Annotated in this window: 20 protein-coding genes; 10 read left to right on the top strand and 10 right to left on the bottom strand. The window is 59.6% G+C overall.

The window, feature by feature from the left end:
• The first annotated feature begins 102 nt into the window (after window positions 1-102).
• The 5 genes from JQR87_RS05845 (at window position 103) to rlmF (ending at window position 7,437) form a co-directional block, all read left to right on the top strand.
• On the top strand, window positions 103-2,937 hold the full coding sequence (locus JQR87_RS05845) for a valine--tRNA ligase (RefSeq protein WP_407291714.1): 2,835 nt from the start codon (window positions 103-105) through the stop codon (window positions 2,935-2,937).
• A gap of 352 nt (window positions 2,938-3,289) precedes the next feature.
• Window positions 3,290-4,672, top strand: coding sequence for a sodium:proton antiporter NhaD (nhaD, locus tag JQR87_RS05840; RefSeq protein ID WP_407291715.1), 1,383 nt, complete (start codon window positions 3,290-3,292; stop codon window positions 4,670-4,672).
• A gap of 73 nt (window positions 4,673-4,745) precedes the next feature.
• Window positions 4,746-5,042 (top strand): winged helix-turn-helix domain-containing protein, encoded by a 297-nt coding sequence (locus JQR87_RS05835; RefSeq protein WP_407291717.1) that lies wholly within the window; start codon window positions 4,746-4,748, stop codon window positions 5,040-5,042.
• 175 nt (window positions 5,043-5,217) lie between these two features.
• Window positions 5,218-6,387 carry a YbfB/YjiJ family MFS transporter gene (locus tag JQR87_RS05830; protein WP_407291719.1) on the top strand — a complete coding sequence of 390 codons (1,170 nt, stop codon included), beginning with the start codon at window positions 5,218-5,220 and terminating at the stop codon, window positions 6,385-6,387.
• A gap of 45 nt (window positions 6,388-6,432) precedes the next feature.
• Entirely contained in the window at window positions 6,433-7,437 is a 1,005-nt protein-coding gene (gene rlmF / locus JQR87_RS05825) for a 23S rRNA (adenine(1618)-N(6))-methyltransferase RlmF (protein ID WP_407291720.1), read from the top strand.
• Window positions 7,438-7,470: 33 nt separating this feature from the next.
• Here the strand turns inward: rlmF and JQR87_RS05820 are convergent, their stop codons facing one another.
• The 3 genes from JQR87_RS05820 to JQR87_RS05810 form a co-directional block, all read right to left on the bottom strand.
• A complete protein-coding gene (locus JQR87_RS05820; protein ID WP_407291721.1) occupies window positions 7,471-7,662 on the bottom strand; it encodes a hypothetical protein in 192 nt (63 codons plus the stop codon).
• A gap of 148 nt (window positions 7,663-7,810) precedes the next feature.
• Window positions 7,811-7,933 carry a hypothetical protein gene (locus JQR87_RS05815; RefSeq protein ID WP_407291723.1) on the bottom strand — a complete coding sequence of 41 codons (123 nt, stop codon included), beginning with the start codon at window positions 7,931-7,933 and terminating at the stop codon, window positions 7,811-7,813.
• Window positions 7,933-9,144, bottom strand: coding sequence for an MFS transporter (locus JQR87_RS05810; protein ID WP_407291724.1), 1,212 nt, complete (start codon window positions 9,142-9,144; stop codon window positions 7,933-7,935). Before JQR87_RS05810 ends, JQR87_RS05815 begins: the two co-directional genes overlap by 1 nt.
• A gap of 148 nt (window positions 9,145-9,292) precedes the next feature.
• On the opposite strand from JQR87_RS05810, the gene yejK reads away from it, so the two are divergent.
• Window positions 9,293-10,300, top strand: a complete 1,008-nt coding sequence (yejK, locus tag JQR87_RS05805; protein WP_407291725.1) for a nucleoid-associated protein YejK — start codon at window positions 9,293-9,295, stop codon at window positions 10,298-10,300.
• Window positions 10,301-10,473: 173 nt separating this feature from the next.
• Window positions 10,474-11,271, top strand: coding sequence for an undecaprenyl-diphosphate phosphatase (locus JQR87_RS05800; protein ID WP_407291727.1), 798 nt, complete (start codon window positions 10,474-10,476; stop codon window positions 11,269-11,271).
• 47 nt (window positions 11,272-11,318) lie between these two features.
• Here the strand turns inward: JQR87_RS05800 and JQR87_RS05795 are convergent, their stop codons facing one another.
• Window positions 11,319-12,257 (bottom strand): glutathione S-transferase family protein, encoded by a 939-nt coding sequence (locus JQR87_RS05795; RefSeq protein WP_407291729.1) that lies wholly within the window; start codon window positions 12,255-12,257, stop codon window positions 11,319-11,321.
• Window positions 12,258-12,325: 68 nt separating this feature from the next.
• Window positions 12,326-12,625 (bottom strand): GIY-YIG nuclease family protein, encoded by a 300-nt coding sequence (locus JQR87_RS05790; RefSeq protein WP_407291730.1) that lies wholly within the window; start codon window positions 12,623-12,625, stop codon window positions 12,326-12,328.
• Window positions 12,626-12,932: 307 nt separating this feature from the next.
• Here JQR87_RS05790 and mltF point away from each other — a divergent pair, with 307 nt between their 5' ends.
• Window positions 12,933-14,393 (top strand): membrane-bound lytic murein transglycosylase MltF, encoded by a 1,461-nt coding sequence (gene mltF / locus JQR87_RS05785; protein ID WP_407291731.1) that lies wholly within the window; start codon window positions 12,933-12,935, stop codon window positions 14,391-14,393.
• 21 nt (window positions 14,394-14,414) lie between these two features.
• On the opposite strand, the gene ybaK is transcribed toward mltF, so the two are convergent.
• Both ybaK and metE read right to left on the bottom strand, forming a co-directional pair.
• A complete protein-coding gene (ybaK, locus tag JQR87_RS05780; protein ID WP_407291733.1) occupies window positions 14,415-14,885 on the bottom strand; it encodes a Cys-tRNA(Pro) deacylase in 471 nt (156 codons plus the stop codon).
• A gap of 135 nt (window positions 14,886-15,020) precedes the next feature.
• Window positions 15,021-17,321 carry a 5-methyltetrahydropteroyltriglutamate--homocysteine S-methyltransferase gene (gene metE, locus JQR87_RS05775; protein ID WP_407291735.1) on the bottom strand — a complete coding sequence of 767 codons (2,301 nt, stop codon included), beginning with the start codon at window positions 17,319-17,321 and terminating at the stop codon, window positions 15,021-15,023.
• 158 nt (window positions 17,322-17,479) lie between these two features.
• Here metE and JQR87_RS05770 point away from each other — a divergent pair, with 158 nt between their 5' ends.
• Window positions 17,480-18,070 carry an exopolysaccharide biosynthesis protein gene (locus tag JQR87_RS05770; RefSeq protein ID WP_407291737.1) on the top strand — a complete coding sequence of 197 codons (591 nt, stop codon included), beginning with the start codon at window positions 17,480-17,482 and terminating at the stop codon, window positions 18,068-18,070.
• A 158-nt stretch (window positions 18,071-18,228) separates the two neighbouring features.
• The gene (gene metR / locus JQR87_RS05765) at window positions 18,229-19,155 is read left to right on the top strand and encodes a transcriptional regulator MetR (protein WP_407291738.1); all 927 of its coding nucleotides are present in this window, start codon (window positions 18,229-18,231) and stop codon (window positions 19,153-19,155) included.
• A 27-nt stretch (window positions 19,156-19,182) separates the two neighbouring features.
• On the opposite strand, the gene JQR87_RS05760 is transcribed toward metR, so the two are convergent.
• From JQR87_RS05760 to JQR87_RS05750, 3 genes are all read right to left on the bottom strand, one after another.
• Complete coding sequence (locus JQR87_RS05760) at window positions 19,183-20,313, bottom strand: GNAT family N-acetyltransferase (RefSeq protein WP_407297810.1); 1,131 nt, start codon at window positions 20,311-20,313, stop codon at window positions 19,183-19,185.
• 84 nt (window positions 20,314-20,397) lie between these two features.
• Window positions 20,398-21,693 carry an OprO/OprP family phosphate-selective porin gene (locus JQR87_RS05755; protein WP_407291740.1) on the bottom strand — a complete coding sequence of 432 codons (1,296 nt, stop codon included), beginning with the start codon at window positions 21,691-21,693 and terminating at the stop codon, window positions 20,398-20,400.
• Window positions 21,694-21,939: 246 nt separating this feature from the next.
• Window positions 21,940-23,061: a beta-ketoacyl-ACP synthase III gene (locus JQR87_RS05750; protein WP_407291742.1), complete on the bottom strand. Its 1,122-nt coding sequence runs from the start codon at window positions 23,059-23,061 to the stop codon at window positions 21,940-21,942.
• Between the last annotated feature and the right edge of the window lie 68 nt (window positions 23,062-23,129).

Here is a 23,129-nt window from a genome sequence, read left to right as displayed (position 1 = left end):
CGGCAGCAGCGGGACAAAAGCGGCATTGCGGTTCCGCTGATTGTTCACTTTGCCTTTATACTTGCCCGCTTTTCCGATCAGCCGTTCTAAGGGTCCCGCCGCATGGACAAGACCTACCAGCCGCACGCCATCGAAACCTCCTGGTACCAGACCTGGGAATCGAACAACTATTTTGCGCCCCAAGGTTCAGGCGAGCCCTACACCATCATGATCCCGCCGCCGAACGTCACCGGCAGCCTCCACATGGGCCATGGGTTCAACAACGCCATCATGGATGCGCTGATTCGTTTCCGTCGGATGCAGGGCCGGAACACGCTTTGGCAGCCCGGCACCGATCACGCTGGCATTGCCACCCAGATGGTGGTCGAGCGGCAGCTGGGCGCGCAGGGCGTTAGCCGTCACGATCTCGGACGCGAGAAGTTTCTCGAGAAAGTCTGGCAGTGGAAGGAAGAGTCTGGAGGTAACATTACCCGCCAGATCCGTCGACTCGGCTCTTCGGTCGACTGGTCGCGCGAACGCTTCACCATGGATGCAGGCCTTTCCAACGCTGTGAATGAAGCCTTCGTTCGGTTGCATGAAGATGGCCTGATTTACCGCGGTAAGCGCTTGGTCAACTGGGATACCAAGCTGCACACTGCGATTTCCGATCTGGAAGTCGAAAACCATGACGAGAAAGGTCACCTTTGGCATCTACGCTACCCGCTTGCCGGCGGCTGCAAGACTGCGGATGGCCTGGATTACCTCGTGGTGCCCACGACACGTCCGGAAACGGTGCTTGGCGATGCTGCCGTTGCGGTTCACCCCGAAGACGAGCGTTACAAAGAGCTGATCGGTCGACACATCATGCTGCCGCTGGTGAACCGCCTGATCCCGATCGTCGCCGATGACTATGTCGACCTCGAATTCGGCACCGGCTGCGTGAAAATCACTCCAGCCCACGACTTCAACGACTACGAAGTCGGCAAGCGTCATCACCTGCCGCTGATTAATATTTTCGACCGCGATGCCGCAGTGCTGGCAAGAGCCCAGGTGTTCAACATTGACGGCACGCCTAACGACAAGGTCGATGCCAGTCTGCCTGATGGCTACGCGCAGATGGACCGCTTCGATGCCCGCAAGGCCATCGTCGCCGAGTTCGACGCCATGGGTCTGCTGGAAAAGATTGACGATCACGCGCTGAAAGTGCCCCGCGGCGATCGCTCCGGCACCATCATTGAGCCTTGGCTGACCGATCAGTGGTATGTCTCCACCAAGCCGCTGGCCGAGAAGGCCATTGCCGCCGTGGAAAGCGGCGATATCCAATTTGTGCCCAAGCAATACGAAAACATGTACTTCAGCTGGATGCGCGACATCCAGGACTGGTGCATCAGCCGTCAGCTCTGGTGGGGCCATCGAATTCCGGCGTGGTACGACGAGGCGGGCAACGTCTATGTTGGTCGCGACGAGGTCGAGGCGCGTACACGCTATAACCTCGGCAACGATATCGAACTGCGTCAAGACGACGACGTGCTCGACACCTGGTTCAGCTCGGGGCTGTGGACCTTCTCGACGCTTGGCTGGCCCGAGCAAACCGAGTTCCTGAAGACCTTCCATCCCACCGATGTGCTCGTCACCGGTTTCGACATCATTTTCTTCTGGGTCGCCCGGATGATCATGCTATCGACCCATCTGACTGGGCAGATCCCGTTCAAGACCGTGTACGTACATGGCCTGGTGCGCGATGGCCAGGGTCAGAAAATGTCAAAGTCCAAGGGCAACGTGCTTGACCCGCTGGATATCGTCGATGGCATTACCCTAGATGAGCTTCTGCAGAAACGCACCAGCGGCATGATGCAGCCCAAACTCGCCGAGAAGATTGCCAAGCAAACCCGCGCAGAGTTTCCAGAAGGCATTGCCAGCTACGGCACCGACGCCCTGCGCTTTACCTTCTGCTCGCTGGCCTCCACCGGCCGCGACGTGAAGTTCGACATGGGTCGTGTGGAGGGCTATCGCAACTTCTGCAACAAGATCTGGAACGCGGCCAACTTCGTCTTCGAGAACACCGAACACAAGGACACCGGCATCAATGGCGAACCCGTTGAGCTGTCTTCGGTGGATCGCTGGATCATCTCTTCGCTGCAGCGCACCGAATTCGAAGTCACGCGTCAACTCGAAGCCTTCCGCTTCGACCTGGCCGCTCAGGCGCTGTATGAGTTTATCTGGGATGAGTACTGCGCCTGGTACCTGGAACTGGTCAAGCCGGTGCTCTGGGATGAGTCAGCCAGCGCCGAACGCCAGCGCGGCACCCGTCGCACCCTGGTCCGTGTCCTTGAAACCGCGTTGCGTCTGGCGCATCCATTCATGCCATTCATCACCGAGGAAATCTGGCAGCGCGTCGCGCCGTTGGCGGGCAAGTCCGGTCCGACCCTGATGCTGCAGCCATGGCCAGAATTTGACTCGGATCGTCTGGATGAGGCTGCCGAGAACGATATCGAGTGGGTCAAGGCATTCATGCTGGGCATCCGCCAGATTCGTGGCGAAATGAACATTTCCATGGCCAAGCGCATCGACGTAGCGCTGGGTGATGCCAGCGAAACCGACCAGCGCCGCCTCGCCGACAACGAGCCACTGTTGAAGAAACTGGCAAAACTTGAAAGCGTTCGTGTTCTCGCTGCTGGCGAAGAGGCTCCGCTATCAGCCACCGCTCTGGTCGGCGAGATGCAGGTGCTCGTACCGATGGCCGGCTTGATCGATAAGGACGCCGAACTCGCCCGTCTCGACAAGGAGATCGGCCGATTGGAAGGTGAGGTCAAACGTGTGGGCGGCAAGCTTGGCAACGCAGGCTTCGTCGACAAGGCACCTTCTGAGGTAATCGACAAGGAGCGAGCCAAGCTGGCTGAAGCCGAGCAGGCCAAAGCTCGACTGCTCGAGCAGCGCGAGCGCATCGCCAGTCTGTAACGAAGCAAAGGCCAGCACACGTGCTGGCCTTTTTGTCTGTTTATCGACACTTGACCGATGACAAGGCGCTTCCTGAGCATCTGGAACACGATGCCACACAGGACAATAACGAATTACAACTGGCAGGCCTGAACCAACGCGCATAGCCCCGACAGGAAATAAGTCAGCAGCAGAGCAACCCAACACAGGTAGCTTGCACAAAGCCGCCCACCCTGCAGCTACGGCCTAGCTTTCCCGGTGGACTTAATTTCCTCGTACCGCAAGTCGCCCATCTTCTTGAGCCTGTCAGCACCGAGCCACACATTACAACCCGAATGGCTCGGAATGGTATTTAAGAAATGGAGCCCATCCGATGTACGCACTCATGGCTGTTCTGTTTGTTCTTGGCTATCTATGCATAGCGTTCGAGCATCCGCTGAAAATCGACAAGGCCGCGGCCGCCATCCTCACTGCAGTGCTGTGCTGGACAGCCTTGATACTGGGTGCGGACACCATCGTGCCGCTGCTGCCCTCTAACAGTCACTTCCAGGGCGAGTCGTCAGCCTTTGTAGTCGAATCATTGCGCCATCACCTGGGTGAAATCTCGGAAATACTGTTTTTCCTGCTTGGCGCCATGACCATTGTCGAGCTGATCGACTCCCATGAAGGTTTCAAGGTCATCACTGACCGTATCCAGACTCGCAAGCGCGTGCATTTGCTATGGATCATCGGCTTTCTGACCTTTTTCCTGTCTGCCGCGCTGGACAACCTGACCACCACCATCGTCATGGTCTCGCTGCTGCGCAAGCTGATCCGCGGTCGCCCTGAGCGCTGGTTGTTCGTCGGTGTCGTGGTCATTGCTGCCAATGCCGGCGGTGCTTGGTCACCGATTGGCGACGTCACGACTACGATGCTCTGGATCGGCAATCAGATCACCGCGTCCGGAGTAATCGTCGGGCTGTTCATCCCGAGCCTGGTCTGCCTGCTGGTGCCCCTGCTGGTGCTCAGCTTCAGCATGCGCGGCGAAGTGCCCCGCCCCCGTGCCCGAGCGCACCTGGCCGAAAGCAACCCACCCGCCACGACGGCATTTGAGCGCAACCTGGTGCTGGCGCTCGGCATTGGTGCGCTGGTCTTCGTCCCGGTTTTCAAGACGGTTACTCACCTGCCACCTTACATGGGGATCCTGTTCGGACTCGGCGTGCTCTGGGTTGCCACCGAGTTTCTGCATCGTCAAAAGGAGGACGACCATAAGCACCCGCTATCGGTCGTAGGCGTGCTGCGCAAGGTCGACACCCCTAGCGTGTTGTTCTTCCTGGGCATTCTCCTGGCCGTTGCGGCCCTCGCCACAGCCGGTCACCTGACCCAAGTCGCTACGGCGCTTCGCGACTCCTTCGGGCACATCTACCCGATCAATTACAGCATAGGCCTGCTCTCGGCCGTGGTAGACAACGTGCCGCTGGTTGCCGGCGCAATGAAGATGTACCCGCTGGTAAGCCCGGTGACGCTGGAAGCAGCACCCCAGGCCGAAGCCGCCTGGCTGTCACAGTTCGTCGTCGACGGGAACTTCTGGGAGATGCTGGCCTACTGCGCCGGCACCGGTGGCAGCACCCTGATCATCGGTTCGGCAGCCGGTGTAGCAGCCATGGGTATGGAAAAGATCAGCTTCACTTGGTACGTCAAGCGTGTCAGCCTCCTGGCTTTCCTCGGCTACACGGCCGGCGCCGTGACCTATATAGGGATGCTCGCGCTGCGTTGATGCACCACCGTCCAGGTCGTTGAGCCGCACATAGCAGCTCAGCGAGCCTGGCCTTCACCGTTCTGGAATCGCGATGACTGTCAGCAAGACCAAAAGCAGTTTCTACCGCCGCCTCTATGTTGCCTGGCTGATTGATAGCGGTGCCGCCACCAGCGTGCCCGCGCTGGTAGAAGCAACCGGAATGCCTCGCAGAACGGCACAGGACACAGTGTTGGCGCTCGCCGATCTGGACATCGACTGCCGCTTCATTCAGGACGACGGCGAGCGACATAACGCAGGCCATTATCTGATCCACGACTGGGGCGCGATCGACCGGCAGTGGATCGAGCGCAACCTGACGCAGATCAAGTCAGTGCTCGGCTATCCGTGACGCTGTGACACAACGACCAACAATGGTCTCGCTCGATGAACTCAAGCTGAAAGCCAGGCGTATTTGTGAGATGCCCGCCTAGCTGGACAGGCCCGGCCTCAACCATCAGTAGCGTGGTCCTTTGTCAGCCTTGACGATAAGCTTTGCCCCTTTGCCTGCAACAAGGTTCGTCGTAATGCCTCAACGCCCTGCCCTGTTCCCGGTTCTTCTCGCCGGCGCCATCCTGCTACTGGTCGTCCATGGTCTTGGGCGCTTCGTCTACACGCCACTGCTACCATGGCTCGTAGAGGACGGTGTACTGACCGTGCAGCAGGGCGCGAGCATCGCCAGCTGGAACTATCTGGGTTATCTGATCGGCGCGGTGCTCGCCCTGCGCTGGCATCAGGTTTCGCAGATTCGTCGCAGTCTGCCCTGGGCGCTGGTGCTGCACGTCGGGTCGACGCTCGCACAGACCCAAGCCGAATCGGTGGAGCTACTCTCAGCCCTTCGACTGCTCAACGGCGTCAGCAACGGTTTGGTTTTTGTTCAGGCACCCTCGCTGATCCTGGAGTGGCTGGCGCGTCATCGTCGCGTATCGTTTAGCGGTCTCGTCTACCTCGGCGTCTGCGTAGGCCTCATCATTTCCAGCTTCATGGTGAGCCTGAGCAATGGCGTGCTCGAGGGTGCTGAGCGCTGGTGGCCTGCGGCGGTCCTCTCGATCCCGCTTGCATGGTGGGGTTGGCGTCAACTGGCAAGGCTGGACATGCCCCCCGACGTTTATCAGAGCGAAACCACAACGCCCCGAAGCGGCCGTTTGCTGGACCGCGCCAGCACGCCACTATTTCTTTCATATGCAGGTGCCGGTATGGGTTACATCTTGCCGATGACCTTTCTACCAATGGTGGCACGCCTGCAGGTCGAGCCAGGGGACATGCTAGTGGACAGCAGCTGGTTGGTAGTCGCCGTGGCGACCCTCCCCTCGCCCTGGCTGTGGAATCGGTTGGGCGCTCTGCTCGGCGACACGCTGGCCTTGCGCTTCAGCTATGTCACGCAACTGGCTGGAGTCCTGGCTGCGCTTTTACTACCAGGCGCCTCGGGGATTCTGCTCTGTGCAGTACTGGTCGGCGGAACCTTTCTTGGCACCGTACTGTTGACACAGCGTTTGGCGCGAGCCCTGCATCCGCACCAAGGTCCTCGACTGTCAGCGGCGCTGATTGCGCTTTACAGCCTGACTCAGCTGGCCGGCCCTTGGCTTACAGGCGTCTGGCTCGATAGCGGTGGATCGCTGCATAGCGCGTTCTGGCTCGGTGCCGGCGCGCTGCTTTGGGGGCTCATCTGGATGCTGTTGGTTCCACGTCGCGCCTGAGAGCTGTGGGACAATAGTGGCTTTCACCGCAAGCGGCAGCCGAACATGACATCCAGACCCGCCACACCGCCAGCGCGCAAGGCCAAGCCTGCCGGCGACAAGGCCACGCTGCACCCACGCAACCGCCACACTGGGCGCTATGACTTTCCGGCCCTGATTGCAGGCAGCCCCGAGCTGGCCAGGTTCTTGATCGTCAATCCCTACGGTAAGGAAAGTATCGACTTTGCCGATCCGGACGCGGTCCGTGTGTTCAATCGTGCGCTGCTCAAGCAGTTTTACGGAATCGCGTACTGGGACATACCGCAGGATTATCTGTGCCCGCCGATCCCAGGTCGGGCGGACTATTTGCACGGTCTGGCCGATTTGCTGGCGGACGAGAACGCTGGCGAGATTCCACGCGGCGCGAGCATCCATGCCCTGGACATCGGCACCGGGGCTAATTGCATTTATCCATTGATCGGTTTATGCGAATACGGCTGGCAATTTACGGGCTCGGATATAGACGCAGTTGCACTGGCGTCGGCCCGCACAATCATTGCAGCAAACAACCTGGGTAAAAGCATCGCGCTGCGCCAGCAACCTTACCCTCACCATGTGTTCGAGAGCCTGGTGCAAGCCGGCGACCGCTTTGACGTCACGATCTGCAATCCGCCTTTTCACGCCTCACAGGCAGAGGCCAATAGCGGCAGCCAGCGCAAGTGGCGCAATCTCGGCAAGACTGACCCTAAACGCAAACTGCCCTCACTTAATTTTGGTGGCCAAGCGGCAGAATTGTGGTGTCAAGGTGGAGAGGCGGCATTCATTGCACGCCTGGCGGAAGAGAGCCGCGGGGTAGGCCAGCAGGTCTGCTGGTTCAGCACGCTGGTGTCCAAGGCGGCCAACGTACAACCGCTACAAGCTCGGCTAAAGAAGCTTGGTGCTCAACATGTACGCGTCTGCGACATGTCCCAGGGACAGAAGCGCAGCCGCTTCGTTGCCTGGACCTATCTGGATAATGACCAGCGTGCGAAATGGCGCGCTGATCACTGGTTGAATCGCAGGCCGGGCTGATCGTACCTCTACGATCAGCAGAGCGTGCTCGCCTTAGACGGCGACATCCCAATGCTGGCGATCTTTCAGCGCCAGCGTCTGGATATACCGAGGCTCTCCGTTGATTTCTTCCAGCTCGGTCATTCCAGCAAGTTCGCCAACGACGCGATAGCGCTTGCCGACGCGCTTGTCCTGCAGCGGATAGAGTTGAGCGATCTGTTGGGCGAGTTCGGTAAGGGTAGACATGGTTCGGTAGCTCCAGGTAACTGCATGCCGCAGCTTTTTACAGACCTTAAGTTACGGTTCTGCGACAACTTTCTTTCGTCTCGCCTGTTGGAGCCATCGGTTAACCAATAGATTCCCTAAGCGTGAGAAAAACGACCCAAACGCTTCATCAGCATATGCCTACCCCGAGCTGCAACAGCGCCAACCCGCCCCGCTGCCAGCCCCACCAGGCCGCGGCCAAGAGCAGCGAAGCCAGCGCCGCACCGCCCGTCCAGAACCAACGGCCACTCATCAGGCCATGCCCCCTGCCAAGCGCACGCGCTCGACGGGTTGCTCACGGATCGGCCAATTGAGCGCAGCAGCCATCAGGCTCAAGGCGATGGAGATCTGCCAGACCAGGTCGTAGCTACCGGTTCTGTCGTATACCCAACCGCCCAGCCAGCCGCCGAAGAACGAGCCGATCTGATGGAATAGAAAGACAATGCCGCCTAGCATCGACAGATTGCGCACGCCGAAGAGCGTTGCAACCGTGCCATTGGTCAGGGGCACCGTGGACAGCCAGAGCAAGCCCATGGCGATGCCGAACGCATAGGCCGTCCAAAGCGTCAGCGGAGCGAAGAAGAACAGGCTGATCACCACCGCCCGGGCCAGATAAAGCGCAGTCAGCAATTTAGGCTTGGAGTAACAACCGCCAAGCCAACCCGCCGTATAGGTGCCAACGATGTTGAACAGCCCGACCAGCGCGAGGACCGTCGTGCCGGCCATAGCGGGCAATTGCTTGTCGACCAGATATGCCGGCAGATGGATGCCGATGAATACGACTTGGAAGCCGCACACGAAAAAGCCCAGCGCCAGCAAGCGGAATCCGGAATGGCCGACCGCTTCACGCAGCGCCTCCATCAGCGTCTGCTGCGGGCCGGTAACCGGAGCTGCGGGCCCGCTGCGCAGCATCATCGCCAGCGGCATGATCAGCGCCACCAGCAAACCCAGCGCCAGTAAGGCCGACGACCAGCCGAGCCAGCCAATCAGCCCGAGCGTGCCGGGCAGCATCGCAAACTGACCGAAGGATCCCGCTGCGCTGGCGATACCCATTGCCATGCTGCGTTTCTCAGCCGGCACCGCCCGCCCGACTGCGCCCAGAATCACTGAAAACGAGGTTCCGGAAAGCCCCAGCCCAATCAGCAGGCCTGCACTGAGCGACAGCGAAACCGGCGAATCAGCCCCTGCCATCAACAACAGGCCGACCGCATAGAGCACCCCGCCAAGCAGCACCGCGCGGGCCACGCCAAAACGATCTGCCAGCGCGCCAGTCACTGGCTGCGCCAGACCCCAGATCAGATTCTGCAGGGCGATGGCAAAAGCAAAGACTTCCCGCCCCCAGCCGAACTCAGCACTCATGGGTGGCAGAAACAGGCCGAACCCGTGTCGCGTACCCAGTGAAACGGCGAGGATTAACGAGCCTCCCAGCAATATCCAGGTACTGTTGCGCCAAATCGCATTCATTGCTGACACACTTTGCAAAAAACAAGGGGGATCCATCTTACTCGCAACGACGACGTCATCCACCTCTCCTTTTTACTCAGCCTTGGGCGAGCGACTGGGTTGCTCGGGTAAACTGCGCCCCGTCTGCCTTATCTGACGCGAGTACCCCATGCCGATTCGCCACTGCATTGTTCATCTGATTGAAAAAAAGCCGGACGGCACACCTGCCGTGCTGCACGCCCGTGACTCGGAGCTGGGTGACTCCCAGGCCATTGAGAATCTGCTGGCCGATCTCAACGAGAGCTATAACGCCAAGCAGGGCAAGGCCTGGGGGTTTTTTCACGAGGAGTCCGGCGCGTACCCCTTCAGTGGCTGGCTTAACGAGTACATGGGTGGCAATCAAGACTTCACCGCGTTCAGCCGGAAGGCCGTGGAGCACCTGCAAAAGCTAATGGAGGAATCCAACCTCTCCACCGGCGGTCATGTCCTCTTTGCTCATTACCAGCAAGGGATGACCGACTACCTGGCGATCGCCCTGCTGCACCATAGCAATGGCGTCACGGTTACCGACTCGCTGGATGTCGCTGAGGCGCGTCACCTGGACCTCGGGCAGTTGCACCTGGCGACCCGAATCAACCTGTCCGAATGGAAGAACAACCAGCAGTCTCGACAGTACATTTCCTTTATCAAGGGAAAGAACGGCAAAAAGGTCTCGGAGTATTTTCGGGATTTTATCGGCTGCCAGGAGGGCGTCGACGGGCCAGGTGAAACCCGTACTCTGCTCAAGGCGTTCAGCGATTACGTCGAGAGCGAAGACCTGCCGGAAGAACAAGCAAGGGAGAAAACCAGCGCGTTGGTTGGCTACGCCAGCAGCCAGGCGAAAATCGGCGAGCCGATGTCGCTGGAGGAACTGTCCGGCGTGATCGACGAGGAGCGTCCGCGCGCCTTCTACGAGCATATCCGCAACAAGGATTATGGTCTCTCGCCGGAGATTCCTGCTGACAAGCGCACCCTCAACCAATTCCAGCGCTTCACCGGGCGCGCCGAGGGCTTGTCGATCAGTTTCGAATCGCATTTGCTGGGCTCGAAGGTCGAGTACGACGAAGCGCGTGACATGTTGATCATCCGCAACCTGCCAACGCAGCTGACCGATCAGCTCAAGCGCCGCAAAGGCTGACCTCGGAGGCAGTAACTGCTGCGGCCATTCGACCGCAGCAGTTACTGCAACTCGGCCAACCTGAACGACGGCTGAACGAAATTCCTACGTCGCGGAATAAATCCGCCAGCTGCTAGTCACATGGGCTGCTCAACCGCGCGGCAACCGCGCCTCCGCTTAACTAAGGATCAACAATGGATTGGCTACATCTGATTATTCTGTCCTTGGTGCAGGGCATCACCGAATTCCTTCCCATTTCCTCCTCCGCTCATTTGATCCTCCCGTCGCAGGTGCTTGGCTGGCCGGACCAGGGCCAGGCCTTCGATGTCGCGGTACACGTAGGTACGCTGTTCGCGGTACTGCTCTGCTTTCGCCATGAAGTCATTGCTACCACCCGCGGATGGCTGGCTCACGTCTTTCGTCGGCAGGCCAGCGCTGAAAGCCGACTCGGCTGGGCAATCATCATAGGGACGCTACCGGCGGGCATCATTGGCCTGCTGATGGAAGATTACATCGAGCAGTACACCCGCTCGATGTTGTTTATTGCTGCCACCACCATCATCTTTGGCTTGCTGCTCTGGTATGCGGACATCAAGGGGCGCCGCGTGGCAGAGATGGACCAGCTGGCATGGAAAAGCGCACTGATCATTGGCTTCGCTCAGGCGTTGGCGCTGATCCCCGGCACCTCCCGTTCAGGCATTACCATGACCGCTGCGTTGCTGCTCGGCTTCACCCGGCAGACGGCAGCACGCTTCTCGTTCCTGTTGTCGATCCCGCTGATCCTTGCAGCCGGGGGTTTGAAAGCGGTGGGACTGGCGAAGTCAGGTGAAGCGGCGCAATGGAACGACATCCTGATTGGCGCAGTGCTGTCCTTTATCGCAGCCTTCCTGTGCATCAAGCTGTTCCTCAAGGCACTCGACGCCCTGGGCATGCTGCCCTTCGTGGTCTACCGCCTGTTGCTGGGCGTGACGTTGCTGTTCATCGCCTTCTGACGAGCAGCGGAGTATGGCCCGCGCAGCAGACTCGCGCGGGCCCGGCATCAACGTGCGTCGATGCGATAACCAATGCGCGGAAAGTGCACATGCACAACGCCGGCGCGCTCATCCTCACGCCGCAAAATGAGCTCTTCGAGACCTGCGAAGACCAGCTCGCCCTCGACCGGTTCGGTGCCATAGTCCACAGCGGATATGGTCACGGCCTGGCCAGCCTGAAAGCCATTGGGCTCGAAAAACGGCTCGTCCGGCAATTCGGCTGGGGTTGCGTCGCGAGCAACGTCGACGGCGTCTGCGGCCGGTAGCTCGGACAGCGAGCCGTGCCCCACTGCCAGCACCTTCCCTAGCCAGGCTGCTACATCCGGATAGGCGTCCACCAACGGTGCGGTCACCGGTGTGCCTTTGAGGAACCACAGACAATGGGCGACGGCAAAATCAGCCACGCAAGGTGCACCGCCGAGCAGAAACTCCCCGTTGCCGCGCGACAGCTGCTGTTGCAACCGTGCCATCAACACCGGCCAGTGGCTCTTCGCCTGATCCAGTGGAATGCGGGCCACGGAGCCGCTGCTGAACAACGCTGCGCGGTCCTTGCTGAAAACCTCCACGAACGCCTTGGGGACCTGAGCGAAACGCATCGCCATCGATTCAGGCTGAAATACCAGGCTTACGGCATGCAGAAACAACACCGAGTCGGCCCACTGCGCCAGCGTTGCCGCGACAAACTCCTGTCCTTCGGGAAACAGAACCGGTGTGTTTTTTTCGGCTTCGAGACGACGCGCTATCAAGGCGGTATCGCAATAGATGTCAGCGCCAATCTGCAGCACGGGTGTGCGCCGATAGCCACCGGTCAGCGCCGTCAGGTCCGGCTTCGGCATTACGGGTGGAATCTGAACCGAGCGCCAGGAAAGCTGCTTGAAACCCAGCATCAGTCGCGCCTTCTCGGCAAAAGGCGAGGTGGGATAGTGGTGCAGGATCACTTCATGCATAGCAGGCTCCGCCAGTTTCGTTGAGTGAAACGGCAGCTTACTCGGCCCGACTGGGGCAGCCTACCCGTTCAACTGATTACTCGGATATTCACCGGATCGCTGCTGCACTGCGCCAGAACAAGTGCCTCTTTTGCAGGTTTCTTCAGCTGCTTGATGGCTCGCTCGCGGCGCAAGGCGTCCCCCTTGGTGCTGCAAGCTTCGACATAAACCAGTGCCACCGCAGGGCTCGAGTGAAAGAAGCGCGCCCCTCGACCGCTCTGGTGCACGGCGAACCGGCGCTCGGCGTCATCGCTTATTCCGCAATACAGCGAGCCGTTTTCGGCTCGCACCAGATACACGAACCAGGGTTTATCGGCGGCAACGCTCATCCAGCGCATCTCGAGATCAAAGGAAAGGATTCCGGCTGCGCCGGCATCGAGACAGCGGATTTTCCGGGGCTTGGCTAGACAGAGCAAGTTTATGTCCGCCAGCCACGCCTATGCATCGGCCTTACCTGATCCCCTCCGGACACCGGGTCGGCAGTGCCGTAACGTTCGGACACATTTCTTCTACTAGCGCAGCGGCTATCACATACCAACCGGCACTTGGACCGCCGGATGGAGCCGCCTCTCCTTAGCAAACTCCATCGATCCTGTCGAGATATGGTGGCGGTTCGCCTTTGCGTATACTGCGCCGATGTTTGCCCAGACCGCGTTCCGCAAGCGCTGCACCTCATGGTTGCTGGCGACCGGACTCCTCCTGATGCTTAGCAGCTGCGCTGAACCGCCCAGCGCGCTTGAGCGAGTTAAGGAGGAAGGTGTACTGCGCGTGATTACCCGCAACAGTCCGTCCACCTACTTCCAGGACCGCAACGGCGAAGCCGGCTTCGAGTACGAGCTGGTCAAACGCTTCGCCAGCCATCTGGGCGTCAAGCTGCAGATCGAGACCGCCGACAGCATCGAAGATATATTCACCCGCCTGAATCGCCCAGGTGGCCCTACCCTGGCGGCTGCCGGCCTGGTTGCCAGCGAAGAACGCAAAGGCCTTGTGCGTTTCACAGACCCCTACCTGGACGTGACCACACAGGTGGTTTACCGCAGAGGCCAGCGCCGACCGACCCAACCCGAAGACCTGGTCGGCAAGCGCATCCTGGTGCTCAAGGGCAGCAGCCAGGCCGAAAAATTGAGAGCCTTGCAGGCCGAGCATCCAGATCTTCGCTTCGAGGAATCCGATGCAGTGGAAGTCGTCGACCTGCTACGAATGGTTGACGAGGGCCAGGTCGATCTGACGCTCGTCGAGTCCAATGAGCTTGCGCTCAACCAGGTGTACTTCACCAACGCCAGGGCCGCGTTCGATCTAGGCGAGCAAAACAGCCTGTCATGGATTATCGGCAAGGGCGAAGACGACAGCGTGCTCGAGGCGGCCAACAAGTTTCTTGCACAGGCTCAGGAAAACGGCACGCTGCAGCGTCTACGCGAACGTTACTATGGCCATGTCGACGTACTTGGCTATGTCGGTGCCTACGCATTCGCCAAGCACCTTCAGCAGCGCCTACCGCGTTATGAAAAAGTCTTTCGCGAAACGGCTAAAGAACATGGTGTGGACTGGCGCCTGCTTGCTGCCATTGGCTATCAGGAATCGCATTGGCAGCCGGAGGCCACCTCCAAGACCGGTGTGCGCGGTTTGATGATGCTAACGCTCAACACCGCCAAAGCCATGGGCGTCAGCAACCGCCTCGATCCGGTGCAGAGCATTCAGGGGGGCGGGAAATACATCGCGAAGGTCCGTGCCAACCTGCCGGAAAGCATCAAGGAACCGGATCGCACCTGGTTCGCCCTCGCCGCCTACAACGTTGGCGGGGGACATCTGGAGGACGCCCGCAAGCTGGCCGAGAGCGAGGGCCTCGATCCGAACAAGTGGCTGGACGTCAAACAGATGCTTCCGCGACTTGCACAGAAGCAGTGGTACACCAAGACGCGGTACGGCTACGCCAGAGGCGGGGAACCCGTGCATTTCGTTGCCAACATCCGGCGCTACTACGACATTCTGACCTGGGTGACCCAGCCGCAGATGGAAGGCCAGCAGTTGGTCCACAGCGAACTCCATACCCCTGGCATCAACTCGACCGACCTCGGTGAAATGCTGCCGCCGCTCTAGACCCGCTCCGACTCGCCGTCGTCAAGGTCGCCCGATGGCGGCGAAGCTGCCAGCCGTATGCTCGGCCAGCACCTCGGCGGCCAACTCCACCTCCAGGCCTCGCCTCCCGGCGCTGACAAAGATGCTCGGCTGCGCCTGCGCCGAGGCATCGATAAAGGTACGCAGCCGCTTCTTCTGGCCCAACGGGCTGATTCCACCCACCAGATACCCCGTCGCGCGTTGCGCAGCCATAGGGTCGGCCATGTCGACCTTCTTGACCTTCGCGGCCTGGGCCAAGGCTTTGAGGTCGAGCGTGCCGGCGACGGGCACCACAGCCACCAGGAGCTCGTTCTTCTCGCTACAGGCAAGCAAAGTCTTGAACACCCGGGCCGGCTCCAGGCCCAGCTTTTCAGCCGCTTCGAGGCCATAGGATGCGGACTTTGGGTCATGCTCGTAGCTGTGGATACGATGATCGGCCTTGGCCTTCTTCAACAGATCGATGGCAGGTGTCATGGCAAGCGGAATAAATGGACGTAGCAGGCTACATTAGCTGAAAACTGCAACAGCCCACACAGGATGCGGGCCGTTTTTGCGCAATAGCCATGCCGGGCGTGCCGGCACAAGCCATTCACGGCCCAGTCAAAACGCTCAGTGCTTCTTGGCGTGGTGCGCCGTTCGCAGCTGGCGGGCCGCCGCGACCATGTTCACCAGCGCGGCCTCGGCCTCGGGCCAGGCACGGGTTTTCAGACCGCAGTCCGGATTGACCCAGAGCCGCTCGACCGGGATTCGCTCGCAGGCTTTCTGAAGAAGATCGACCATCTCAGCCGTATCCGGCACCCGGGGCGAGTGGATGTCATACACGCCAGGGCCGATATCATTGGGATAGTCGAACGCGCGAAACGCCTCCAACAGTTCCATCTGCGAACGCGACGTCTCGATGGTGATGACATCCGCATCCATCGCCGCGATCGCCTCGATCACATCGTTGAACTCGCTGTAGCACATATGGGTATGAATCTGGGTTTCGTCACGCACGCCGCTGGCGCATAGGCGGAACGCATCGACCGCCCAATTGAGGTAGCGCGCCCACTGCTCGCGGCGCAGTGGCAGACCTTCACGGAACGCTGCCTCGTCGATCTGGACGATTTTGATACCCGCCGCTTCGAGGTCGCACACCTCATCACGAATCGCCAGGGCGAGCTGCCGCGCCTGCTGCTCGCGACTGAGGTCCTCACGGGTAAACGACCACATCAGCATGGTCACCGGCCCGGTCAGCATGCCCTTCACGATCTTTTGGGTGTGCTGCTGGGCGTAGCGGATCCATTCCACCGTCATCGGCGCAGGTCGGCTCAGATCTCCGTAGATGATTGCTGGTTTCACGCAACGCGAGCCGTAGCTCTGCACCCAGCCGAAGCGGGTAAAGGCATAGCCATCGAGCTGCTCGGCAAAGTATTCGACCATGTCGTTGCGCTCAGCTTCGCCATGCACCAGTACATCCAGACCGAGCTGCTCCTGTATCTGAATTGCATGGCGGATTTCAGCCTGCATTGCCTCGGTATAGTCGGCGACCGCCAGCCTGCCCTGCTTGAAGGCCTGGCGCGCCAGACGAATCGCCTGAGTCTGCGGGAACGAACCAATCGTGGTGGTGGGGAACGCGGGGAGACCCAACCCGGCGCGCTGCTTCGCGATGCGGCTCTCGAACCCGGATTGCCGCTGGCTGTGCCTAGGCTGGATCGACGCCAGACGCTCTCGCACGTACCGTTTGTGAATCCTCGAGGACTGCGCCCGGTTCGCCTGGACATCACGGCTTAGCTGCAGCGCGGCCTGCACCCTCGCATCGTCCGGCTGATCCACGGCACGGGCCAGCACCGAAACTTCCGCGCACTTCTGCACCGCGAAAGCCAGCCAGCTCCGCAGTTCGGCATCGAGGTGGTCTTCACAGACCAGATCCACCGGCGTATGCAACAACGAACAGGACGGAGCCACCCAGAGTCGTTCACCCAGTCGCTCGCCAGCGTGACGGAGGACGCCCAGTGCCTTTTCGAGATCGCACCGCCAAACGTTTCGCCCGTTGACCAGGCCAAGGGACAGCGTCTTGTATGCCGGCAAACGGTCAAGTATCACCGGATACTGGTCAGGCGCACGCACCAGGTCGATGTGCAGGCCATCGACCGGTAGACCAGCGGCCAGTCCGAGGTTGTCCTCCAGCCCGCCGAAGTACGTCGCCACCATCTTTTTCAGTGGTGCACGCTGCAGCAGGTTATAGGCGCGCTCGAAGGCGTTCTTCCAGTCCTGCGGAAGATCCAGCACCAGTATCGGTTCGTCAATCTGTACCCACTCGACACCCAGTGCTGCGAGTCGCTCCAGCACTTGACCGTAGATCGGAAGGAGCCGCTCAAGGAGCTCCAGCTTGTCGAACGCCTCGCCTTTGGCCTTGCCTAGCCAAAGGTAGCTCAGCGGTCCAATCAACACCGGCTTGATTAGGTAGCCAAGCGCCTGGGCCTCCTCCACTTCTTCGAACAGCTGCGTCCAGGACAAGTGAAAGTGCTGGTCGACGGTAAACTCCGGGACCAGATAGTGGTAGTTGGTATCGAACCATTTGGTCATTTCCTGCGCCTGTCCGCCGCCACAGCACTGGCGGCTGACGCCACGCGCCATGGCGAACAAGGTGTCGAGCGTAGGCTGGCCGTCGGCTGGACGAAACCGATCCGGCACAGCGCCAAACATCAGTGAATGGGTCAGTACTTGGTCGTACCACGCAAAATCACCTACCGGAAGCAGCTCAATCCCGGCGTCGGCCTGCAGCTGCCAGTGAGCGGCTCGAAGCTGCGCCCCAACCTGACGGAGCTCCCTTTCGCTCAAGTCGCCCTTCCAATATGCCTCCAATGCCTTCTTCAATTCTCTGTCGGCCCCGATACGCGGAAAGCCGAGGGAGTGAGCGACAGCCATGAACAATTCTCCAATGCATCCGTTTCGATGGGCGAATTGTCGGGGCGAGCCGTAATTGAGACAAACTCAAGTATTTCCACTTGACGATTATATTTATTCATATTGGATCATTTGCCCTCGCCGAGCTCTAACGAACACGACGGTGAAGAAACGACTCGATGAGCGGCGAAAATAGTCCCAACACGCTTGGCGCCCTGTTGGATAAGCTGGAGGAGGCAGGCCGTCCCAAAGAGGAGGTCAGTCTCGAAGACATGCTGCAGGCTACCGGTCATCGCAGCTTTGGTGCCTTGCTTCTGGTGCCGGGATTGCTGGTGTTATCGCCCCTTTCGGGCATACCTGGGCTGCCGACCGTTTGCGCGATCATGGTCAGCCTGATTGCCTTACAGCTTTTGATGGGCAGGAGTCACTTCTGGCTGCCGGGGTGGCTATTGCACCGAAGGGCGCCTCGCGGCAAATACCGGCGATCGATTGGCATCCTGAAAAAACCTGCGCGGTATATCGATCGCATGCTGCGTCACCGACTGACCTTTCTCACCCAGGGTGTAGCGGTATACATCAACGCATTGCTCTGCCTGGTGATCGCCGCGATCATGCCGCCGCTTGAGCTGCTTCCCTTTGGCAACTCCGTCGCTGGCGCTGCCTTGAGCATCCTCGGAGTCGGCATGATGGCCCGGGACGGCGCGATGATCCTGGTGGCATTGGCCTTTATCGGGGCGCTTGCCTATATGCTCATGCAACTCTGGACGTGACTACCTGTACGAGCCAGTCGCGCCTTGCTCGACAGCGCCCACCCGCTAGGACACACTCCCCCTCTTCGATGAAGAGTGCTCACGCAAGCGTCCCTCATCGAAGCAAACACCCACAGGCCATCCGAGCCAAGACCACCAATAGCGCAGGAAGCCTCGGCATGCTGGAAATTCGTCACCTGAAAACCCTTCATGCACTGCGCGAGACCGACAGCCTTGTCGAAGCCGCAGAACGGCTTCACCTGACCCAGTCCGCGCTGTCCCATCAGTTCAAGGAACTGGAGGAGCGTCTGGGTTTGCAGCTCTTCGTTCGCAAGACCCGTCCCGTGCGTTTCACCAGTGCGGGCCTGCGACTGTTGCAGCTGGCGGACAGTTTACTGCCCCAGCTGCGCAGCGCTGAGCGAGATCTGGCCAGGCTGGCGGGAGGCACGGCCGGGCGTCTGCACATGGCGATCGAGTGCCATAGCTGCTTCCAATGGCTGATGCCGACCATCGATCAGTTCCGTGATGCCTGGCCGGAAGTCGAGCTCGATCTCGCCTCAGGTTTCTCGTTTGCCCCACTACCGGCTTTGGCTCGGGGCGATCTTGACTTGGTGGTGACCTCTGACCCGATAGATCTGCCGGGCATCACCTATGTCCCACTGTTCACCTACGAGGCGCTGCTTGCCGTCGCCAATCAGCACCCACTGGCCGCTCGCCCTTACGTACGCGCCGAAGATCTGGCCAGCGAAACGCTGATCACCTATCCAGTGGAACGTGATCGACTGGATATCTTTACCCGCTTCCTGGAACCGGCCGATGTCGAGCCGGCACAGGTGCGTACTTCAGAACTTACCGTAATGATGATGCAATTGGTGGCGTCTGGCCGAGGCGTCTGCGGCGTGCCGAACTGGGCGTTGCACGAGTACAGCACTCGCGGCTACGTCACGGCCAAGCGCCTGGGCGAAAAGGGTCTGTTTGCCACCCTTTATGCGGGCATTCGCGCCGACATGCTGGACTCGCCGTTCATGCGCGACTTCCTGCTGACTGCCAAGGACACCTCGTTCTCGACGCTTGAAGGGGTCAGCGCCGCACCGAAGGCGAAGTAGACGAGGCTGAATGCGGTGTTGCTGCGCTCAGCTGTCTTGCCGGTAGGGCAGCGCATCGCGCGCTGCCTCGGCGTAGCGCATGACACCCAGGCGCTCCTGCTCGAGAAACTCCCTCACTGCCGCACGCAGTCCCGGATGCTCCAGGTAATGCCATGAGCGAGTGATCACTGGCTCAAAGCCTCGGATGAGCTTGTGCTCACCCTGTGCACCCGCGTCGAAGCGGGACAAGCCAGCGGCGATGGCCTGATCGATGCCCTGATAAAAACAGGTTTCGAAATGCAGCCGGTCGAACTCATCAAGGCAGCCCCAATAGCGTCCATACAAAACCTTTCCGTCCACCAAGCTGAACGCCATGGCAACCGGTTGGCCGCTTTTCGTGGCTAGCACCACTCGGATTGACTCAGGTATCCGCTCGGCCACCAGGCTGAAAAAGGCTCGCGTCAGATAAGGCGCCTGCCCCCGCACATGATAGGTGTTGGCGTAACACGCGTAGACGAAATCCCATTCCAGTTCGCTGACCTGGTGACCATCGCGCCATTCAAAATCGATCCCCTGCCCTACCACCTGCTCGCGCTCCTTACGCAACTGCTTGCGCTTGCGCGAGGTCAGGCCGTCGAGAAAATCCTGAAAATCCCGATAGTCACGGTTGTGCCAGTGAAACTGGCAGCCAATGCGCTCCAACCAACCATCACGCCCGCGGAAAATCGCGTCTGCACACGGCTCGGTGAAATTTACATGCAGACCCGAATAGCTGCGTTCGCCCAAGCCACCTGTCAGCTGATCGAGCAGTTGCCCCGCAGCTTCAACATCGCCCAGCAAGCGCGCGCCGGTCACTGGAGAAAACGGCACCGCGCATAGCAGCTTCGGGTAATACTCGATGCCTGCGCGGTGACAAGCATCGGCCCAGGCCCAGTCAAACACGTATTCGCCGCTGGAATGGGTTTTCTGATATAGCGGCAACGCGGCGGCCACCTCTCCTTCGGCATCAATTAGCAATTGGTGCTGCGGTCGCCAGCCACTGCGGCCGCCAACACTGCCACTGTCTTCCAACGAAGACAGAAAGGCGTGCCGAACGAAGGGCTGTGGCCGGTCGCCGAGCAACGCGTCCCAGCGAGAGGCGTCGAGGTCGGCGAGGCGGGAAAGCGTCTGGATGGGCATGTGCATCAGTCTGGCCTTTATCACGGACGAAAAAAAGCCCCGCCGAAGCGGGGCTCAATGGAGCAATCTGAGGAGAATCAGTGGTTAGAACACGTACTGCGCACGGAATACCAGGCCGTCACCGTCGTCATCGCCGTTGGCGTTCGTAGTGTTGTCAACCTTGGCTTTAACGTAGTAGCCGCTGAGCTTGACGTTCTCGTTGGCGTACCAGTTAAGGCCCAGATTATGCACCTTACCTTCAACATCATTGGTCGCAACGGTCCCGACCAGATCATCTTCGGCTTCGATGTGGTCGTAACGGTAGAACACCTCCCATGCACCGAGCTGCTTGTTGGCCGGCTTGAGCTGGTCGAAACGACCCAGCTTGTAGCCACGTGCTTCGCCGGTCAGGGTATATGCTACCTGAGCGTAGTAACCCTTCGCCTCGAGGTCTTGGTACGCTGCAGAATCGGATTCCATTTCGCGGGTGATGTACTCACCTTGCACCGACAACGGGCCCATGGCCCATGCGGCTTCAAGACCGAAGGCGGTATCGTCGCCATAGGAACCGGCCGGGGTGTTGGCGCCGCCGAGCAACAGGCGGTTGCCGTTGGCGCCAGCATCGTTACCGCCAGCGGTGCTTACACCACGCATACCGAGACGGCTACGGATCCGACCGTCAACAGCGGTATCGTCCAAGTTCCGCTGAGCAAAGTTCACGCCCAGGTGCAGTACGTTGCCGGCTTCATGCATCGGCGCGAATACGGCGCGCACGTTGACCTGTTTGACGCTCTCGCCATCCACATCGTTCTGATCTTTAGCATGCAGGCCAACAGAGCCATACAGCGACGGACCAGCTGTGCCGTTGACCTGAATACCCAAGCCGTTCTGGTGGCCGTTCACCCAGTCGACCAGATCGTAAGCAGCGTTACGCTCCTGAGCGGTCACCCATTTGGAGCTAGTCGCTTTTTCCAAGCCGAAGTCTGGGTCGAAACGACCCATCTTGATGTTGATTGGATTGAAGCCGGAATACTGGATGGACGCCTCGTCCCAATAGCCGTCTTCCTGGCTGCCGGCGTTGTGGGCGAAATCGTAGTTGAATTGATACTTCCAATCTTCGAACGCCACACCACCGATTTCCAGGAACGCGCGACGGAAGTAGGCTGCGTCGGCATTGTCACCGTTCTGAGTATAGAAACCGTCGAAGGTGCTGTAGTCGGCTTGCAGACGACCACCGATCTTGAAGCTGAACTGCTTGTCCGTCGTGGCGACTTCCAGGCCACCCTTGGTCTTGACTACGATGTCAGCGCCGTCAGTAGTAACGGTACCGGCGAAAGCCTGGGCGGAAACGGCCAGAGCGAGGGCGCTGGCGGCGAAACCGGCGAAGTGCTTACGGATCATCGAATATTCCCCTGTTGGTTTAGCATTGGAAAACACACAGCTCGTAGCTCGTTGTGCTGCCGGCATGTTGGCGAGCCGGTGTGTCAGCCAAGTGGCTTTTTCATAAAGCTTTTATGACAGATGGAACTTAAAAAACGACTGGTTATCTCCCGCTAGTCAACTGTCTCTGGAGCGATTATTCCAGGCGAAGAGAAATAAAAAAGGCGAACCAAAGTCCGCCCTTTTTTCAGGAGCTATAGGTTGGGATTAGCGTTTGCGCAGAATTACGCTACCGATCGAGTACCCGGCGCCAAACGAGCTGAGCACACCGAGGCTGCCAGCAGGAAGGTCGTCCTGGTGTTTGTGGAATGCGATCACCGAGCCGGCAGAGCTGGTGTTGGCATAGGTGTCGAGGATGACTGGCGCTTCTTCTGGGGTGGCGTCACGCCCGAGCAGCTTGCGCACGATCAGGTGATTCATGTTCAGGTTGGCCTGATGCAGCCAGAAGCGCTTCACATCGCTAACCTCGATGGCGTTCTCTTTCAGATGCTCGCCGATCAGCTCGGCCACCATCGGGCAGACTTCCTTGAATACCTTGCGTCCTTCCTGAACAAATAGCTTGTCCGGGTTGGTCATGTATTCCTCAGCGGTGCGATTGAGGAATCCGAAGTTGTTGCGGATGTTGTTGGAGTACTCAGTCACCAGTTTGGTGCTCACAACCTCCCACTGATACCGCGAAGTGGCCTGGTCCGCACGCTCGACGATCACTGCCGTGCAGGCGTCGCCAAAAATGAAGTGGCTATCCCGGTCACGGAAGTTCATGTGTCCGGTGCAAATCTCCGGGTTGACCATCAATACCGCACGCGCCTGCCCCAGCTGAACCGAGTTGGCAGCATTCTGGATACCGAAGGTGGCAGACGAACAAGCCACATTCATGTCGAAGCCGAAGCCCTTGATTCCAAGCGCAGCCTGCACCTCGATGGCCACCGCAGGGTAGGCGCGTTGCAGATTGGAGCAGGCAACAATCACACCATCGATATCCGCTGCGGTTTTACCGGATCGCTCAAGTGCCTCCTCGGCAGCCTTGACTGACATCTCACAGAGAATGGACCACTGGTCGTTGCTGCGCTCAGGAATTCGAGGAACCATCCGGTCCGGATCGAGAATGCCGGCCTTGTCGGTGACGAAGCGGCTCTTGATGCCCGACGCCTTTTCGATGAACGCAGAGCTCGACTCCGGCATCGGCTGTACTTCACCCGCCTCGATCGCTGCAGCATTTTCATCGTTGAAACGACGCGAGTATGTGTTGAAAGACTCAACCAGCTCGTCGTTGGAAATGCTCTGGGCAGGGGTATAAAGGCCGGTACCGCTGATGACGACGTTATACACAGTCGTTCCTCTCGAATATTGGCTGATCGTGGTCGGCGTCGGAACAGCCGCGAAGGCGGCCAGCGCCG

Source organism: Stutzerimonas stutzeri (assembly GCF_051028275.1).
Lineage (GTDB): Bacteria > Pseudomonadota > Gammaproteobacteria > Pseudomonadales > Pseudomonadaceae > Stutzerimonas > Stutzerimonas stutzeri_AS.
Note: the sequence above shows the minus strand (reverse complement) of the source record. Positions and strands in the feature narration are given on the sequence as shown.